This window comes from Achromobacter sp. D7-1 (assembly GCF_059760445.1).
Window position 1 is genome coordinate 1 of the sequence record NZ_JCBAMT010000059.1, and the last position, 17810, is coordinate 17810.

At 68.6% G+C, this 17810-nt stretch carries 17 protein-coding genes; 1 reads left to right on the plus strand and 16 read right to left on the minus strand.

Features of this window, described 5'->3' with window-relative positions; translation table 11 throughout:
- The 4 genes from AC6LKD_RS22285 to AC6LKD_RS22300 all read right to left on the minus strand — a co-directional run.
- Positions 1 to 1023: branched-chain amino acid ABC transporter permease (locus AC6LKD_RS22285; RefSeq protein WP_498117472.1), on the minus strand; the 1023-nt coding region annotated here is incomplete at its 3' end.
- Positions 1016 to 1849 (minus strand): branched-chain amino acid ABC transporter permease, encoded by an 834-nt coding sequence (locus tag AC6LKD_RS22290; protein WP_013393341.1) that lies wholly within the window; start codon positions 1847 to 1849, stop codon positions 1016 to 1018. The genes AC6LKD_RS22285 and AC6LKD_RS22290, both read right to left, overlap by 8 nt.
- Positions 1850 to 1902: 53 nt before the next feature.
- Positions 1903 to 3069, minus strand: coding sequence for a substrate-binding protein (locus AC6LKD_RS22295; protein WP_013393340.1), 1167 nt, complete (start codon positions 3067 to 3069; stop codon positions 1903 to 1905).
- A gap of 39 nt (positions 3070 to 3108) precedes the next feature.
- On the minus strand, positions 3109 to 3999 hold the full coding sequence (locus AC6LKD_RS22300) for a nitrilase family protein (protein ID WP_013393339.1): 891 nt from the start codon (positions 3997 to 3999) through the stop codon (positions 3109 to 3111).
- 289 nt (positions 4000 to 4288) lie between these two features.
- Between AC6LKD_RS22300 and AC6LKD_RS22305 the strand changes: the two genes are divergently transcribed.
- Positions 4289 to 4909 (plus strand): chorismate--pyruvate lyase family protein, encoded by a 621-nt coding sequence (locus tag AC6LKD_RS22305; protein ID WP_013393338.1) that lies wholly within the window; start codon positions 4289 to 4291, stop codon positions 4907 to 4909.
- A gap of 10 nt (positions 4910 to 4919) precedes the next feature.
- On the opposite strand, the gene AC6LKD_RS22310 is transcribed toward AC6LKD_RS22305, so the two are convergent.
- Genes AC6LKD_RS22310 through AC6LKD_RS22365 form a run of 12 tightly spaced genes read right to left on the minus strand, consistent with a single transcriptional unit; the run spans position 4920 to position 17804 of the window.
- Entirely contained in the window at positions 4920 to 5780 is an 861-nt protein-coding gene (locus AC6LKD_RS22310; RefSeq protein WP_013393337.1) for an isocitrate lyase/PEP mutase family protein, read from the minus strand.
- Between the two features lie 8 nt (positions 5781 to 5788).
- On the minus strand, positions 5789 to 7186 hold the full coding sequence (locus AC6LKD_RS22315) for an FAD-dependent oxidoreductase (protein WP_498117473.1): 1398 nt from the start codon (positions 7184 to 7186) through the stop codon (positions 5789 to 5791).
- A complete protein-coding gene (locus AC6LKD_RS22320; RefSeq protein WP_498117474.1) occupies positions 7183 to 7791 on the minus strand; it encodes a cysteine hydrolase family protein in 609 nt (202 codons plus the stop codon). The genes AC6LKD_RS22315 and AC6LKD_RS22320 overlap by 4 nt, the downstream gene beginning before the upstream one ends.
- A gap of 9 nt (positions 7792 to 7800) precedes the next feature.
- Positions 7801 to 9849, minus strand: a complete 2049-nt coding sequence (locus tag AC6LKD_RS22325) for a hydantoinase/oxoprolinase family protein (RefSeq protein WP_498117476.1) — start codon at positions 9847 to 9849, stop codon at positions 7801 to 7803.
- On the minus strand, positions 9846 to 11516 hold the full coding sequence (locus tag AC6LKD_RS22330; protein WP_498117477.1) for a hydantoinase B/oxoprolinase family protein: 1671 nt from the start codon (positions 11514 to 11516) through the stop codon (positions 9846 to 9848). The genes AC6LKD_RS22325 and AC6LKD_RS22330 overlap by 4 nt, the downstream gene beginning before the upstream one ends.
- A gap of 10 nt (positions 11517 to 11526) precedes the next feature.
- Entirely contained in the window at positions 11527 to 12027 is a 501-nt protein-coding gene (locus AC6LKD_RS22335) for a LeuD/DmdB family oxidoreductase small subunit (protein WP_498117479.1), read from the minus strand.
- A complete protein-coding gene (locus AC6LKD_RS22340) occupies positions 12024 to 13292 on the minus strand; it encodes a 3-isopropylmalate dehydratase large subunit (protein WP_498117480.1) in 1269 nt (422 codons plus the stop codon). The genes AC6LKD_RS22335 and AC6LKD_RS22340 overlap by 4 nt, the downstream gene beginning before the upstream one ends.
- 2 nt (positions 13293 to 13294) lie before the next feature.
- Positions 13295 to 14005 carry an ABC transporter ATP-binding protein gene (locus AC6LKD_RS22345; RefSeq protein ID WP_498117481.1) on the minus strand — a complete coding sequence of 237 codons (711 nt, stop codon included), beginning with the start codon at positions 14003 to 14005 and terminating at the stop codon, positions 13295 to 13297.
- Positions 14002 to 14757 carry an ABC transporter ATP-binding protein gene (locus AC6LKD_RS22350; protein WP_498117482.1) on the minus strand — a complete coding sequence of 252 codons (756 nt, stop codon included), beginning with the start codon at positions 14755 to 14757 and terminating at the stop codon, positions 14002 to 14004. Before AC6LKD_RS22350 ends, AC6LKD_RS22345 begins: the two co-directional genes overlap by 4 nt.
- A complete protein-coding gene (locus AC6LKD_RS22355; RefSeq protein ID WP_207466563.1) occupies positions 14750 to 15721 on the minus strand; it encodes a branched-chain amino acid ABC transporter permease in 972 nt (323 codons plus the stop codon). The genes AC6LKD_RS22350 and AC6LKD_RS22355 overlap by 8 nt, the downstream gene beginning before the upstream one ends.
- Before the next feature lie 2 nt (positions 15722 to 15723).
- Positions 15724 to 16596 carry a branched-chain amino acid ABC transporter permease gene (locus tag AC6LKD_RS22360; protein ID WP_059374344.1) on the minus strand — a complete coding sequence of 291 codons (873 nt, stop codon included), beginning with the start codon at positions 16594 to 16596 and terminating at the stop codon, positions 15724 to 15726.
- Between the two features lie 2 nt (positions 16597 to 16598).
- Positions 16599 to 17804: an ABC transporter substrate-binding protein gene (locus AC6LKD_RS22365; RefSeq protein ID WP_013393326.1), complete on the minus strand. Its 1206-nt coding sequence runs from the start codon at positions 17802 to 17804 to the stop codon at positions 16599 to 16601.
- Positions 17805 to 17810: the final 6 nt, after the last annotated feature.

Consider the following 17810-nt stretch of genomic DNA (forward strand, 5'->3'; position numbering starts at 1 on the left):
GCCCAGTACGGGCGCGGCCCCCTTCGCTGCCCGTCCGCGCCAGGGCGCCGTCAGCAGGGGCAGGAGCCCGCGCGGCAACAACAGGATCACCAGGACGAAGGTCACGCCCAGCAGCAGTTGCCAGACGAACGGCATGTTGCCGCTGAGATAAGAACCCGCGACATTGATGAGGATGGCGCCCAGTACCGGCCCCCAGATGGTGCCGCGTCCGCCCAGCGCCACCCAGATGATCAGCTCCGTGCCGAAGACGAAGCCCGTGAGCTCGGGCGCTACCACGCCGCTGAACGCGCCGTAGCCAAAGCCCGCCAGGCCGGCCACCGCGCCGCAGGCCACCAGCAGTGCAATGCGCCAGTGCGCGGTGTTCAATCCCAGATAGCTGCAGCGCGCCTCGTTGTCGCGCAGCGCCACCAGAATACGGCCGCCATCGCTGCGCACCACCACCCAGGCCAGCAGCGCCACCACAGACAAGCCGCCCGCCGCGATCACATACCAGGCCTCCAGGGACAGGTCGAAGGTCTCGTAGCCGGTCAGGCCAGACGACGATCCGGTAAAGGTCCCGCCAGATAGCACCAACTGCATCAGTACGATAGGCAGCACCAGCGAGATCACCGTGGCGAAGAACGGCGAAGCGCCGCGGTAGAACGACAGCCAGCCGGTCACCAGCGCCAGCAGCGCCGCGGCGCCCACGGCCGCCAGGGCGGCCAGCGCCGCTATCGCCGGCGAGAATCCGTAGTGCGTAAAGGCCAGACCCGCGGCATAGGCCCCCACGCCGAAAAAGGCGGATTGGCCGAAGGTCAGGTAGCCGGTGTAGCCCCACAACACGTCCACGGTCACCGCCGCCACGGCAAAGAACAGCGCCTTGATCAGCACGTTCAGCATGTAAGTATCGAACAGCCAGGGTCCCGCCGCCGTCAGGACCAGGCACAGTCCGGCCAGGCCCAGCAGGCTGCGGCTGCGCGACGTCCGCGCAGAATCGGCGGCGCCGCCGGCCAGCGTCTGTTGAGTCAATGCGCGATCAGTCATGGGCGAATCCTTGGGGACGCAGGCGCAGCGTCAGCGCGGCCAGCACGGCGATGGTGACGCCGCCCAGGATCGGGCTGACGTAGACGCTCACCAGCACCTGGCAAGCGCCATAGACCAGGCAGGTCAACAGCAGCGCGGTAATCGAATGACCCGACACCATCACCAGCATGAAGGCGCTGACGAGCCAGGGCAATCCCATGTTCGGATCGACGCTGGACAAGGGCGTGATCAGCGCGCCGGCCAGCGCGCCCAGCCCCGCGCCCAGGCCGAAAGTGGTGAAGCGGATGCGCTCGGCGTTGATGCCCAGGCCGCGCGCCAGGTCCTCGTTCATGATCACCGCCCGCGTCCGCACGCCGAAGCGCGTGCCGCTGAGCAGCAGCGCCATCGCGGCATATATCAGCAGCGCCGCCGGCAACAGGAACAGCCGGTATGCCGAATACTCGATGCCCAGGAAGGACACGGCGCCATGGATGGGCGAATCCGCGAATTTCACTTCGCGCCCGAACGCCATGGTGATGAGCTGGCCGATCACGATGCCCAAACCCCAGGTAGCTAAGATCGCATCCAGCGGCCGCTTGTACAGCGGCTGCACGATCAGGCGCTCCACGCCCATGCCCACCAGCACGCCCACCGCCAGGGCGAACGGCAGCGCCAGCCAGGGATTCAGCCCCAGCTGCGTCACCACCAGGCTGGCATAACTGCCCAGGGTGAGAATCGCGCCATGCGCGAAGTTGACGATCTTCATCACGCCAAAGATGATCATCAGCCCGGCCGTCACGATGAACAGCATGGCGGCCGTGCTCAGGATGTCCAGCAGCAAACCCATATCGGTCTCCGGCGCCGCCGGCATGGCCGGCGGCGCGTGTCATGACGCAATCGTCACTTCAAGTCGGGGCATTGCGCGCCCGGATCGACTTTGTCGAAGGTCTGCAGGATCTTGATGGAGCCGTCCTGCTGCACCTGGCCCAGGCGCATGGTCAACGCCGCGTGGCGCTGGCGGTCCATCGTCACAGGGCCGCGCGGGCCGTCGAACGTGACCGCGCTCAGCGCCTGCACCACCTTGGGCGCATCGGTGCCGCCGGCCTTTTCGACCGCCGCCTTGTACAGGTAGAAGGCTTCATACTGCGGCGCGGAGAATTCGTTGGCGGTCTTGGCGTCGTTGCCGAACTTCGCCTTCAGGCCGTCCAGGAATTTTCGGTTCTGCGGCGTGTCGATGCTGGTCAGATACGAGGCCGACATGTACATGCCCACCGCCGTATCGCCCATGGTCTTGGCGGTACCCTCGTCGATCGCCAGGTTGCCGTAGGGCATGGACAGGCCCGCCGCCTTGACCTGCTTGGCCAGGCTGACATTGGGGCCGCCGCCGGCTGTCGAACTGATCAGCGCGTCCGGGTTGGCTGAGCGTATCTTGGACACCACCGGCGTCCAGTCGGAGCCGTCGATCGGCAGGTACTCCTCGCCCACCACGCGCCCGCCCTGCTTTTCGATGTATTCCCGCGTGAACTTGAGCATGCCGCGGCCGAAGGCATAGTCGCTGCCGACCAGGAAGAAGGTCTTGGCCTTGCGGTCCTGCATGAAGTGATCGACCACCGGCGCCACCTGCTGCTCGGGCACCCAGCCGTTCACGTGCAGCCAGCGGTTGCAGGAGCGCCCTTCGTAGAACGAGGTGTAGATATAGGGCACCTTGCCGCGCGACACGATGGGCAGCGCGGCATTGCGCGCCGCGCTGGTTTCCATGGCGATGATGGCGTCGACCTTCTTCTGGAACACCAGCGTGTCGTAGGCCTTCTGCGCGCCGACCGCGCCCGAGGCGTCGTCGGCAATCTCCAGCACGATCTGGCGGCCCAGGATGCCGCCAGCCGCGTTGATCTCGTCGGCGGCCAGTTGCGAGGCCTGCACCACGCCAGGCGCGACCACACTGTTGGCGCCGGACAGACCGACCGGCACGCCGATGCGCAGCGGTTCCGCGGCATGGACGCCGCCCGCGGCGGTAAGCAGTGCGATAAACGACAGGCGAATGCGGCAGCTATTGAATAGGCTCTTCATGGGTTTTCTCCTTGGGGGGAAACGGCCGGGGACCGTCGCTTAGCGTTGCCGCGGATTTGCGGCGGCGCCCAACTGCTCGTCATAGATATCGCGGCGCCTGTCGCGCAGCACGTGGTTGAAATCGTTCAATTGGCGCGCCCGGCGCGAGGCCGGCACGTCTATGGGCGCCAGCAGCACCTCTTCCTGATCGATGCTGGCCGGTCCTGCCGCCATCCAGCCCTGCGAACCCACGATCAGGCTGCGACCCACGAAGGGCTGGCCGCGCTCGGTGCCGACACGGTCGGCGCAAACCACCGTCAGACCGTTGCTGTGGGCGCCGCTCATGGTCAGCGCGTGGGCCATGACGGGTCCGTCGCGCGTCTGTCCCGGCATCGGCACCCAATTGGTCGGCACCGCTACGATGTCCGCGCCGCGCACCGCCAGCAGCCGGTAGACCTCGGGAAACCAGCCGTCGTAGCAAATGGCCACGCCGATGCGGCCCAGCTCGGTGTCGAACAGCGGCAAGCCCAGGTCGCCGGCCTCGAAGTACAGGTTCTCATCGCCCCACAGATGCAGCTTGCGGTAGGTGCCCAGATAGCCCTCCGGCCCCGCGATCAGCGCGGAGTTGTAGAGTCGCCCGCCCGCGCGCTCGGCGATGCCCGCCACCAGATAGATGCCCAGACGCTGCGCCAACGCGATCCATGCCTGCGAGCTGGGGCCTTCCGGGACCGCTTCGGCCAAGGCATGGGCTTCCTCGCGGCTTTCGAACATGTAGCCCGTATTGGCCAGTTCCGGCAGTACCACCAGCCGCGCGCCCTGGGCCACGGCCAGCTCCACCAGTTCGACGGAACGGGCGATGTTGGCGGCGACTTCGCCAATCGCGGGCTCCATCTGCACGCTGGCCACCCAGGTCACGGAGGCGGGGGAACGTTGCGGATCCGACGCTTGCATGCGAACTCCATATTCAGAAATTGAAAACGAAAAAGCCCCCGACCACGCATTGCGTGCAAGTCGGGGGCTTCTATAGCCAAGACTGTATGTTCAGGCAGCAATCATTGCTGCGGGGTACTGCGAGCCGTTCTGGTCAATGTTGACCGTGTGCGAATGATAGGGAGACGCGGGTTCCTGGGACAATAAGTGCTTTCCCGGACGACGGACAGGCCCGCCGGCCCGCGCCACTTGGCGCTGCGTCATTGCGACGCATTGGGCCGTTCCGCCCGGCTTGGCATAATACGCAGCCATGAGCAAACCCGCAGCACACCATCCCCCTCTTGCCGCAGGCTGGCTGGCCAGCGCGCCGCCCATCCTGCCCCCTGCCCCGCGCCATTGGCTGTTCCGCCCTGGCGCGCTGACCGCCGGTTTGCGCCAGGTCGGCCAGGTGCGCCTGCGCGTGCTGGCCGAGTACGCGGATGGCGCGCCGCCGGACGAAGCCCGGGCGATGGGCATCGCGCCCGGCACGCCAGTATGGATCCGCGAGGTGCTGATGTCGGTGAACGGCGTGGACAGCGTGCCCGCCCGCAGCCTGACGCCGCTGCGCGCGTCGCACGGCGCCTGGCAAGGCATGCGCCGCCTGCTGACCCGCCCGCTGGCGGACATGCTATACCACGACAGCACGGTGGTGCGCTCGCCGTTCGCCTGCCGCCGGCTGGCCGCGCCGGTGCCGTTCCATGCCACAGCGCTGGGCGTGTTGCCCGCCGGGCAGCGCGATCCGGACGCCGGCCGCATCTGGGCGCGCCGCTCGGTGTTCTGGCGCCAGGGCCAGCCGCTGCTGGTGGCCGAATGCTTCCTGCCGGCGTTCTGGCAACTGGTCGCCGACCAGCCGGTGCCACCGCTGGTGCCGCACCAGCGCACGCCGCGCTGAGGCGGCGGCCTCAGCCCTCGTAACGGCGCCCGCGCTCCAGCAGCTCGGGCGTGCCGATCACGGCGTTCAAGCCGTCGAAATCCAGCATGCCCTCGCGCCACGGCGCGGTGGTGCCGTGCGCGCGCAGGCTGGCGTAGTAGCCCTGCAAGGTGTGCGCCACAGCGCGCGCCGTGCCGCCCGGGAAGATGACGATGCGGAACCCCAACGCGGTCAGGGCATCGGCGCTTTGCACCGGGGTCTTGCCCCCCTCCACCATATTGGCCAGCAGCGGCACGCGCTGCGCAAAGCGGCTGCATGCCGCCTGCATCTGTTCGGGCGTGCGCAGCGCCTCGATGAAGAGCGCATCGGCGCCGGCTTCCAGATACGATTCCGCCCGGTCCAGCGCAGCCTCCAGCCCTTCCACCGCCAGCGCATCCGTGCGTGCCAAGATCAGTGTCGACGCATCGGTCCTTGCATCCACCGCGGCGCGCAGCTTGCCGCGCATCTCGGCGGCGGGAATCACTGTTTTGCCGTCCAGGTGGCCGCAGCGCTTGGGAAAGGTCTGGTCCTCCAGCTGGATCATGGCGGCGCCGGCGCGCTCCAGGCCGCGCACCGTGCGCTGCGTGTTCAAGGCGTTGCCGAAGCCCGTGTCAGCGTCCACGATGACGGGCGTGGCGACCCGTTCGGTAATGCGGGCCAGCGTGTCCTCGACTTCGCTGTACGTGGTCAGGCCGATGTCCGAGCGGCCCAGCCGCGTGTATGCGATCGACGCGCCGGACAGGTACAGGGCGCCAAAACCCGCCTGTTCGGCGATCAGGGCGGACAAGGCGTCGTAGACGCCGGGAGCCAGCACGGCGCCGCCGGCCAGCTGTGTCTTCAGGGTTTGCTTCATATCGATTCCTAAGCGAGTTCGCGCCCGAGCAGGCTGGCGGCGGTCGCCGCCGCGATATGGCCGCCGGCCACCGCGCTGAGCAGACCATTGCCGGACAGGTAGCCGGCTACGTCATTGCCCGAAACGCCGCGCGCCGCGCCGCCCGCGGCCAGCAAGTTGGGCAAGGCGTTGCCCGCCTGGTCCAGCACGCGGCAATGTGCATCGATGTCCAGGCCGCCTTGCGTATGGAACAGCGCGCCCGTCACTTTGATGGCGTGGAAAGGCGCTTGCAGCGCGCGCTCGAAGCGCCGCCCGTATGCGTCGGCGACGCCCGCCGCCACACCATCCAGCGTCTGGTTCAACGTCGCTTCGTCGCAGCCGATCAGGGCCGCCAGCGCCGCCAGGTCGGCGCAGGTCTTGAGCGCCTGGCCTGCCTCGGCCTGCACGAAGTCCGGGAAGCTGCGCGCCAGCGCCAGCGTACGGTCGTCGAATACGTTCCAGGCCACCGCGCCAGGCTGCGCCAGCACATGGACCGCAGCCTCGGAGTAGCCATGCGTCTCGTCGTGGAACCGCTGGCCCGCGCCATTGATCTGCACGCCGCCATCCATCATCACGGCCCAGGAAATCAGCGCGCCCTGGGGCGTGGCCCAAGAGCCGTGGCCCTGATAGCCGCCCAGGTCCGCCAGCCGCGCGCCCAGCTGCGCGCCCCACTCGATGGCGCTGCCGTCGTTGCCGGCGTGGCCGCCGTAGACGGCCCCGCGCATGGCCGGCAGATGCTCGGCCACCATCGCCGCATTGCCGCCAAAACCGTTGCAGGCCAGGATCAGCACGTCGCAGCCGATCACGTCGATGGTTCCGTCCGGCCGTTCGCAGCCGACCGCCGTGATGCGGCCGTCATCGTCCGTCCAGATTTTCCGCGCCAGGGCGCGGGTCAGCAGATAGGCGCCGGCCCCGGTGGCAGCACGCTCCAGCGCGGCGACCAGGGCTGCGCCGGTGCGCTCGGGCAAGGTGTGCATGCGGCGAGCGGTATGGCCCGGGTACAGGAAGCCATCCAGCACCTCGAACGCGAGACCGTGGCGCGCCAGGTGGTCGACGGCGGCCGCGGACGCGCCCGCGTAGGCGGCGACCAGATGCGGCGCGGCTGTGCCGCCGGTCTTGGCCAGGATGTCCGCGGCGTAGCGTTGCGCGTCGTCCTCGATGCCGGCGGTCCGCTGCGCGGCCGATCCAGCCGCCGGGATGAAGCCGGAAGACAAGGCGGTGGAACCGCTGGGCGCGGCGTCGCGCTCGATCAGCACGCTCTCGATGCCGGCGTCGGCCAGCCGCAAGGCGGCGGTCAGGCCGCAGGCGCCGGCGCCGATGATGGCCACGGGCACATGCATCGCATCCGCGCCAGGCGCGGCGCCCCGCAGGACTTGCGGCGCGCTCACGAGGCCAGCCTGTCCAGGAAGTCCTGGCAGGACAGCACGTCGGCCACCGTGCGCAGATCCGCCAGCGCGGCATCGTGCATGGCCGGCCTGGGCGCGGCGCAACCGTCGGCCAGCACCGCCACGTGGTAGTCGCGCATGTGAGCGTCGCGCGCCGTGCTGGCCACGCCGCCGTTGGTGACGATGCCCGCGATCACCACGCTGGAGATGCCCGCGCGCCGCAGCACCCAATCCAGCTGGGTGTTGAAGAAAGCGGAGTACGCCACCTTCCAGACCGACACATCGACCAGGCCGTCCAGCTCGGCCACGTTGCCCTGCCCTTTGGAGCCGGCCACGAAATCGCCCTTGCGCAGGAACGGACGCAACTGCCTCAGGTGGGGCGAAATCATGGGTTCGCCATGCGCGTCCGGCCACAGTGTGAACTGGCTGGCCGCCACGAACCCGCCGCGCGTCTTGAGTGCGCGGGCCACCGGCGCCACGCGGGCGGGCAAGGCGCGCGCCTGCGGGCTGACCGCGCCGCCGCGGTCGTAGGCGCCGCCTGGCGCGAGGAAATCGTTCTGCAGGTCAATGACGACCAGCGCGGTACTGCGGGGATCAAAAGCAGTCATCGTGCGCTCCTATGCGGCCTGGCGGGCGATCAGCAGATTGCCCAGGGAATCGACCTGGCCGGCAAAGCCGGGCTCGATCCAGATCGTGGTGTCCGGCTGTTCCAGAATGGCGGGCCCCGCCACTTCCGCGCCCACCGGCAGGTCCAGCCGCGCGTAGCGCACGGCGTCATGCCATTGCCCGCCGTGGAAGACGGCCTGCGTGCCCAGCGCGGCCGGCATCACGGTGCTGGTGGGCGCCAGCAGCGCCAGATCGAACTTGGGCCGCTGGCCGATGCGCGCATAGCGCAGGTTCAGGATACGTACCGCAATGCCTTCCAGACTGCGGCCGAAGGCAGCGCGGTAGGCGCGTTCGAAGGAGGCGCCTATGCCCGGGCGGTTCAATTCGTCGCGGCCGATTTCCACCCGCACGGTATGGCTCTGACCGACGTACAGCATGTCCAGCTCGATGCTCTCGCGTATGCCCTCGAAACCCACGCCGGCGGAATCCAGCCTTTCCTGGCAGGCCAGCGCCAGGCTGTCGATGCGCGCCAGCAGGTCGTCCGCGTCCAGGGCGGCCAGCGCCACGTTCAGGGTCTGCACGCCATCGTGGCGCATGTCGGCCATGACGCAGCCCAGGGCCGAAGTGACGCCGGGATAGCGCGGCACGATGCCGCGGGCCGCGTCGACCTCGTTCATCATGGCGCAAACGTGCAGCGCGCCGCCGCCGCCAAACGGCATGTAGGCGAACTTGCGCGGATCGTGGCCGCGCTCGATCGACACGACGCGGATCGCGCCCGCCATCTTGGCATTGGCCACGGTCAGGATCGCCTCGGCCGCGGCATGCACGTCCAACCCCAGCGGCCTGGCCACATGCGCTTCGATGGCGGCCCGCGCCAGCGCCACATCCATGGTGGCAAGCAGCCCGCCGCCCAGCGGCCGCTCGGCGGCGATGCGACCCAGCAGCACGTTGGCATCAGTCACAGTGGGCCGGGTGTTGCCCCGGCCGTAGCAGGCTGGGCCCGGCACGCTGCCGGCAGACTCGGGGCCCACTTGCAGCAGACCGCCCGCGTCCACGCTGGCGATCGAACCGCCGCCTGCGCCTATGGTTTCGATCTGGATCATGGGCGCGCGCACCACCATGCCGAAGTCGATGGCGGTCTGCGCCGACAACGAAGCCTCGCCGTCCGCCACCAGCGACACGTCGAACGAGGTGCCGCCCATGTCGCCGCTGACCACGTTGGGAAAGCCCGCGGCGCGCGCGATGGCGGCGCAGGCAATGACGCCCGCGGCCGGGCCCGACAGCGCGGTACGCACCGGCACGTCGCAGGCCGTCTGGCGCGACATCACGCCGCCGTTGCTTTGCACCACCAGCAGTTCGCCGCCAAAGCCGTTGTCCTTCAGGTCCGATTCCAGCCGCGTCAGGTAACCACCGACCACCGGTTGCAGCGACGCGTTGAGCACGGCCGTGGAGCAGCGCTCGAATTCGCGGATCTCGGGCAGCACCTCGGTAGCCGCGGTGACATTGCCGTTGGGCCAGAGCGCACGCACGCAGGCCGCGGCCTGCGCCTCATTGACCGGGTTGGCATAGGCATTGACGAAGAACAGGCAGACGGCGTCGCAGCCCTGCTCCAGCAGTTGCCGGGCCGCGGCCTCGACCTGGGCCAGGTTCACCGGGGTATGCACGGTGCCATCCGCCAGCACCCGCTCCTCGACTTCCAGGCGCAGGTCGCGCGGCACGATCGGTTCGTAATTGCCGCGCAGGCCCCAGGTCTGGGGCCGGTCGCGCCGGCGCATTTCCAGCACGTCGCGGAAACCCGCCGTGGTGATGATGCCGGTGCGCGCCACCTTGCGCTCCAGCAGCGCGTTGGTGCCTACCGTGGTGCCATGCACGATGGTGGCGATGGCGTTGGCGCCATCCGCCACGCGGGCGATGCCGTTCATGAAGCCGCGCGCTTCCTCGCCGCGCGTGGACGGCACCTTGACCACGCGGGCGCTGCCGCCCGCCTCGTCCAGCACGAATATATCGGTGAACGTGCCGCCCACGTCCACGCCTACGACCAAACCTTGTGCCGCGCTCATGCCGACTGCTCCTTCAGATTTCCACTTACGTAACCCATCTTGCGGTCGTGCTCGCGCGCCGCTTCGGATCGCGCGGCAGGCTCGCCGTAGCCGCCGCCGCCGGGCGTTTCCAGGCGCACCCGGTCGCCGCGTTTGAGTTGTATGCCCAGCATCTTCGAACTCATGGGCGGGGTCTGCCAGCCGCCGTCCTGTTGGTAGCGGAAGACATTCAACGCCGCCTCCTTGCCGCCGGCGATGCCCTTGGGCGCGCTCCTGCCGCGTTCACCGAAGATGAAGGCCTCGGCGCTGTCTTCCAGCAACTCGATTTCATAGATGGCGCCCAGGCCGCCGCGATGCGCCCCGTCGCCCGCCGAATCGGGACGCAACGCCCATTGCGTGAAGCGCACCGGATAGGCCGCTTCCAGGATTTCCAGCGGCGGGATCGTCGCGGTGGAGATGGGCGCGTTGCCGTGGCTGAGCCCGTCGCCGTCCGAATGGCCGCCATGGCCGCCGCCGAAGAAGCTGAACATCACCCAGCGCTGGCCGCGCCGCGCTTCATCGCTGCGGTAGCCGGCGATCGACAAGGCGTTGATGGTGCCGTAGGCCTGCGCCAGCGCGCGCGCGGGCTCGGCCTGGGCCATGGCGCAGAAGATCACGTCGATCATGCGCAGGATGGTCTCGGTATAGCCGCCGACCGGGCGCGGCCGGTCCGCCGAGATCACCAGGCCGTCCGGCAGCACCACGTCCACCGCGTCCAGCACGCCGGCGTTGGCCGGCACGTCCGGGAACAGGTGCTTCAAGGCCACGTAGCAGGCCGCGATCGCGGTGGCGCGCGAGATGTTCACCGGGCCGGCGCAGGCCGGCGAGGTGCCAGTGAAATCCAGCGTCAGGCTGTCGCCCTGGATCCTGAGCTTGAGCGCGATGCGCAGCGGCTGGTCGCGCACGCCATCGTTGTCCAGCATGTCCTCGAAGGCATATTCGCCGTCGGGCAGGCGCGAGATATGGTCGCGCATCAGGCGGCGGGCGCGTTCGCGCAGGGTGCCCAGGGACTCCAGCACGGTGGCGTCGCCGTATTCGTCGAGCAGGCTGTCCAGCCGGCCCGCGCCCAGTTCCAGCGCCGCGAGTTGGCCGTTCAGGTCGCCCCACAGGCTGTCGGGCAAGCGGGTATTGGCCTGCAGGATGGCCAGCACGTCCAGGTCCAGCACGCCCGCGCGCACGATGCGCACCGGCGGAATCTGCACCGCCTCCTGCCAGCACTCGGTGGCGGCCGGGTTGTAGTTGCCCGGCACCGCGCCGCCCACGTCGTGCCAGTGGGCGGCCGACGCCAGGAAGCAGAACAGCTTGCCGCCGCGGAACACCGGCCGCACCAGCTTGAAGTCGTTGGCGTGGGTGCCGCCTTCGTAGGGATCGTTGAACAGCCAGACGTCGCCGTCCACCATGCCGCCGCGCCCGGCGGCCGCCTTGGCCGCGGCCTTGACGGCAAAGGCCATCGCACCGACGAACACCGGCAGGCCGGACTTGCCCTGCACCAGCGTGGCGCCGGTGGCTGCGTCGTACATGCCGTGGCAGGCGTCGTGAGCTTCGGCGATGATGGGATTGAACGCGCTGCGGTAGAGCGTGGCGTCCATCTCGTCGGCGATCTGTTCCAGGCGGCCCTTCAGGACCGCGAGTGTGACGGGATCAAGCATGATGTGATTCCTAATGAGTCTTGCGCTGTTTCAGCAGATTCAGCAGTCCGCCCGCCTGCACCATATCCAGCAGGAAGGCGGGCACGGTGTCGCAATGCAGTTCCGCAGGTTCGCCCGCGGCGCGGCGGATGCAGCCGGCGACCGGGTCCAGGGCGATGCGTTCGCCCTCTTGCAGGGTTTCGGCCTGTTCGCAAGTCAGCAGCAGCAGGCCTACGTTGAACGCGTTGCGGAAATAGAGGCCATTGAAGGACGGCGCCACCACCGCGGCGATGCCCAGCCGCACCAGGGCCGCGGCGGCCTGCTCGCGCGAGGAGCCGATGCCGAAGTTCGGACCCGCCACCAGCACGTCGCCCGGCTGCGCGTTGCCGGCGAACTCGGGCCGCACCCGCTGCAGGCAATGGCGCGCGATCTCGTCGATGCCGAATTTCATGTAAGCGCCGGGCGCCAGCGCGTCGGTGTCGATATCCGCGCCCACGCGCCAGACGCGGTGCGTCGTAGACTGCTTGGTCATGCCATGAACTCCCGGGGGTCGGCGATGCGCCCGGCGACGGCGGAGGCCGCCACCGTGTAGGGCGAAGCCAGATAGACCTGGGCGGTTTCGGAGCCCATGCGCCCCTTGAAGTTGCGTGCCGTGGTGGCGATGACGCTGGCGCCGTCCGGGATCGATCCGCCATAGCCCGCGCAAGCGCCGCAAGAGGTCGCCAGTACCTCCGCCCCTGCCTCGCGCAGCACCTGCATCACCCCTTCCTGCTCGGCCTGGCGCTGGTCCTGCTGGCTGGCCGGCGCCACCATCAGGCGCATGCCGGCAGCCAGCGTACGGCCGCGCAGCACGCCGGCCGCGGCGCGCAGGTCCTCCAGCTTGGCGCCGGTGCAAGCGCCGATGTAGGCCACCTGCACCGGCACGTCGCCATACTGGCCTACGTCGCGCGCATTGGCCGGGCTGTGCGGCGCGGCGACCTGCGGCGCCAGCGCTGCGGCATCGAAGTCGTGCCACTCCTCCTGCGCCCCCTGGTCGCTGCGCCAGCGCGCCAGATCGATTTCGTCCGTGACGCCTGCCTCGCGCAAATAGGCCACGGTGGTTTCATCCGGAGCGATCAGGCCGACCTGCGATCCCAGTTCGGCGCTCATGTTGGACAGGGTCATGCGTTCCTGCATCGACAAGGCGCGCACCGCCTCGCCGCAGAATTCCACCGCCTGGTAGCGCCCGCCGTTCATGCCGTAGCGGCCTATCATGCGCAGCATCATGTCCTTGGCGGTGACGCCCGGAGACAGGCGGCCGTTCCAGCGCATCATCAGGGTCTGCGGCACCTTCACCCAGATCTGACCGGTGACGGCCACCCCCAGCATCTCGGTGCTGCCGATGCCAAACATATAGGCGCCAAACGCGCCGCCCGTGGGCGAATGCGAGTCCCCGCCGACGCAGAACATGCCGGGCCGGATATGGCCGTGCTGCGGCACCACCACGTGGCAGATGCCGAGCGAATCGTAGACATTGGGCAATTGCTGTTCGGCCGCCCAATCGCGCGCGATGCGCACGATGCGGCGCGACTCGTCGTCGGATTCAGGCACGTAATGGTCGATGACCAGCACGATCTTCGACGGATCCCACAGCGTGGCGTCCAACTCCTGCAGCATGGGCTGCAGGCGGCGCGGGCCGCTGGAATCGTGGAACATGGCCAGGTCCACCGCACAGGTGACGATTTCGCCCTCGGCGACAGAAGCGCGACCGCAGGCCGCCGCAATCAGCTTCTGGGCCAGCGTTTGAGGCTTGGCCATGGCTACATCCCGAGATAGGCCCGGCGCACGTCGTCGCTGGCCAGCAGTTCCGGACAGGCGCCGCTATAGCGCACTGCCCCGTTTTCCAGCACGTAGGCGCGCTGCCCCATTTCCAGGGATTGGCCCACGTTCTGCTCCACCAGCAGGATCGCCAGCCCCTCGCCATGCAGGCGTCCGATCAGGCCGAACAGCTCTTCGACCATAAGCGGCGACAGGCCCAGCGAGGGCTCGTCCAGGATCAGGAGGCGCGGCTCGGCCATCAGGCCGCGGCCGATCGCCAGCATCTGCTGTTCGCCGCCCGACATGGTGCCGGCCAGTTGCGCCAGGCGTTCGCGCAGGCGCGGGAAGATGTGCAGCACCTTCTCCAGGTTGGCGGCGCGGCGCTCGCGCGCCCGGGTGAAGGAGCCCAGCTCCAGGTTTTCGCGCACGCTCAGGTTGGGAAACACGCGCCGACCTTCCGGCACCTGGATCAGGCCGGCCTTGACCACGTCGCGGTAATGGCGGCCAGTCAGGTCCTGCCCTTCGAAGCGCACCGTGCCGCCCCAGGGCCGGCACAGGCCGCAGACCGTATTGTTCAGCGTGGACTTGCCGGCGCCATTGCTGCCCAACAGCACCACGATCTCGCCCTGGTCCACCCGCAGGTCGACGCCGCGCAGCACTTCCATGCGGCCATAGCCCGCACGCAATCCCTGAACTTCCAGCAGCGCGCTCATGCCGGCGCTCCTTGCGCGGCCAGCCTGGCCGCCGCGCCCTGGCCCAGATAGGCCTCGACCACCGCCGCATCGCGGGTGACCTCGCCGGGCGTGCCCGAGGCGATCAGGCGGCCTTGCGCCAGCACCCACACGTGTTCGGCCAGGCTCATCACCGCGCGCATCACGTGTTCGATCATCAGCACGGTCACGCCGTCGTCGGCCAGCTTTTTCACCACCGGTATCATCTCGTCGATCTCGCTGGGGTTGAGCCCCGCCAGTACTTCGTCCAGCAACAGCAGGCGCGGCCGCGTGGCCAGCGCGCGCGCCAGTTCCAGGCGCTTGCGCCCCGCCACCGTCAGGTCCGCCGCCGGCCGGTCCAGCAAGGCTTGCAGGTTGACCCGGGCTGCCACTTGTTCCGCCGCTTCCAGCGCCTCGCGGCGGTTGCCCAGGCGCAGATGCGCGCCCACGGCGATGTTCTGGCGCACGGTCTGCGCGCCGAAGGGTTGCACGATCTGGAAGGTGCGGGTCAGCCCCAGCCGCGCCGATTCGTGCGGCGGACGGCCGGTGATGTCCGTGCCCGCGAAATGCACCGAGCCGGAACCCGGCTTGAGAAAGCCGGACAGCAGGCCGAACAGCGTGGTCTTGCCCGCGCCGTTGGGGCCGACCAGCGCGGTCAGCGAGCCCTGGCGCACGTCCAGGCTGACGTCCTGGACCGCCTTCAGGCCGCCAAAGGTGATGGACAGATTACGCGCTTGCAGCAGGATCTCAGACACGGGCGCGCTCCTTGGCACTGAACAAACGGCCCAGCGCCTGACCGCTGCCGGTGATGCCGCGCGGCAGGAACATGACGATCACGATGAGCACCACGCCGTAGATGACCATGCTGATGCCCGGCAATTCGCCAAACAGGTTGCGCGTCAGGTCGCTCAGGGCATGCAGGGTCACCGCGCCCAGCACCGGCCCCCACAGGGTGCCCAGGCCGCCGACGATGGCGCCGACCAGCGCCTCCACCGACACGGCCGAGCCAAACGCAATGCCCGGGTCGATGTACTGGAACACCTGCACGTAGAAGGCGCCCGCCGCGCTCATGAAGGCCGCCGACAGCGCGATGCCGCCGAGCTTGACCCGCAGCGGATTCACGCCGATGGCGCGCGCCGCGTCCTCGTTGTCGCGCACCGCCTGCAGGTAGGCGCCGAAGCGCGAATGGCGCAGCCATGCAGTGACCACCAGCGCCAGCAGCACAAAGCCCAACAGCAGATAGATGTAGCCGCGGCGCGAGCCGAACTGCATGTTGGCCACGCCTTCCTGCAGCGGCACCATCAGCCCCACCCCGCCCCCGGTGAAGGACACCGACAGCGCCAGGATGCGGAACACCTCGGCGAAGGCCAGCGTCACCAGCGCGAAGTAGGAACCCTTCAGTCCGTAGCGGAACGTCAGCCCGCCCACCGCCAGGCCGACCAGCGCGCCCAGCGCGATGGCCATGGGCAAGACCAGCCAGGGATTGATGCCCAGGTTCAGCTGGCCCAGCGCCTGGGCGTAGGCGCCCACGCCGAAGAACAGCGCGTGGCCGAACGATAGCTGGCCGCCGTAGCCGCCCAGGATGTTCCAGGCCTGCGACAGCAGGGCCGCATACAGCGACATCATCACGAAGGTCAGCGCCACGCCCGAGTTCATCAGTGCGGCGGCGGCGGCCAGCGCCGCGCCGAATAGCGCGATAGTCAAAAGATCCTTGCCCATGCTCAGCCCCTCGCCCCGAACAGCCCCTGCGGGCGAAACAGCAGCACCGCGATGAAGATCGCGAATATGCCCATCTGGCCCAGCGAGTCGCCCAGGAACAGGCCCCCGATGGACTCCACCACCCCGATCAACAGGCCGCCGACCAGCGCACCGACGAAACTGCCCATGCCGCCCAGCACCACGATGGTGAAGGCCACCAGCACGAAGCCGCCACCCACTTGCGGATTGACGTAGTAAGCCGGCAGCAGGAAGCAGGCCGCCGCGCCCAGGCAGGCCATGCCGATGCCGAACGACAGCGCGTAGACTTTCTCCACGTCTATGCCCATCAGCTTGGCGCCCTGCTTTTCCTTGGCCACCGCGCGGATCGCCCTGCCCAGGTCGGTGCTGCGGATGATCCAGAACAGCACCGCCGCCACCGCCAGCGCGCCGCAGAAGGCGATGATCTTGGGCAAGGCGATCATGGCCGGCCCGATCTCCACCGTGGACAGCGTGTAGGCGGTGTCGATGGTGCGCGTGTCCGACTTGAACCACACCAGCGCCAGGTTTTCCAGCACGATGGCCAGCCCCAGCGTCACCAGCAGGATGTTCTCGTCCTTGCCATGGCTGGCGCGGTTGATCACGTAGCGCTGCAAGGCATAGCCCAGCGCGAACATGCCGGCGACCACCAGCGGCAAGGCGGCGTAGGGATCGATGCCGAGGCGGTCCTTCAGCAGGTACACGGCGTACAGCGCCACCATCAGCGCCGCGCCATGGGCGAAGTTGATGATGTGCAGCACGCCGTAGATCAAGGTCAGGCCCAGGGCGATCAGCGCGTACACCGCGCCCGTGGTCAGGCCGTTGAGCACCGAGGAAAAGAGGATGGCGGGATCGAGCACGCTCAGGCCTTCAGCGGGAAGATGGCGTCCGCCTGGCGGTAGTCGGCCGGGATGACGACCTTGATGTCGCCGCCGATCACCTGCGTCAGCAAGGGCTGCGCGCCGGTGTTCTGGCCGTTCACGAACTGGGTCGGGCCGTAGGGCATGATGTGGTTCGAGAAGGTGCTGGAGGCCAGCGCGTCGATGATGGCGGCGCGGTCGGCCGACTTGGCGCGTTCCAGCGCATCGGCCAGCAGCAGCACCGAGGTGTAGGTCATGAAAACTTCGTAGCTGAAGTAGGCGCCCTTCTCCTCGACACGCGCCTTCAGCGGGGCGACGCGCGCGTCCTTGGGGTTGAACCAGTGGTTGCAATCGAGAATGCCATTGGCGATGTCCGGAAATTCCTTCAGGAACTTGTAGCTGGAGGCCGCGCCGCCCAGCACCGAGTAGATCGCCTTGGGCTGCACCTTCTGCTGCTTCATGGCGCGCAGCAGCAAGGCGTATTCGTTGTAGTAGTTGGCCGGGATCACGATGTCCGGATTGAGCGACTTCATGCGCAGCACGATGTTGTTGAAGTCGCGGGTCGGGTTCGGGTGCTTGACCACGTCCTTGACCTCGAAGCCGTGCTGCGGCAGCGCCTTGGACAGCAGTGCCGCGGTGCCGGTGCCGAACAGCGAATCCTCGTGCACGATCATCACGGTCTTGGCCGGCTTGCCCGCCGCGTCGTTGAGCGCCGCCAGGTCGGTGATGGCGCGTTCGCTACAGGCGCGGTAGCCCGGGCCGAAGCGGAAGGTGTTCTTTAGGCCGCGCTCGACGATCTGGTCGGCCACGCCTACGTCCACCACGTGCGGCAGGTTGTACTTGGCGGCGGTCTGGGTGGTGGCCAGGCAGATCGCCGAGGCGTAGGCGCCGACGATCGCGGACACGCCCGCTTCGTTCATCTTTTCGACTTCGGCCGACCCCGCCTCGGGCCGCGACTGCGCATCGCCCAGCATGGCTTCCAGCGGCGCACCGCCCAGCGACTTGATGCCGCCGGCCTTGTTGATGTCCTCGATCGCCAGCAAGGCGCCCAGGCGGCATTGCTGGCCCGAATAGGCCAGCGCGCCCGTCACCGGATGCAGGATCCCGACCTTCACCGGCTTGGCGCCCTGGGCGCGGACCACCCACGGGGCCGACACCATTGCGGCGGCAGCGGCGGATTGATAGAGGAAAGTGCGGCGCGAATTCATGGGCGA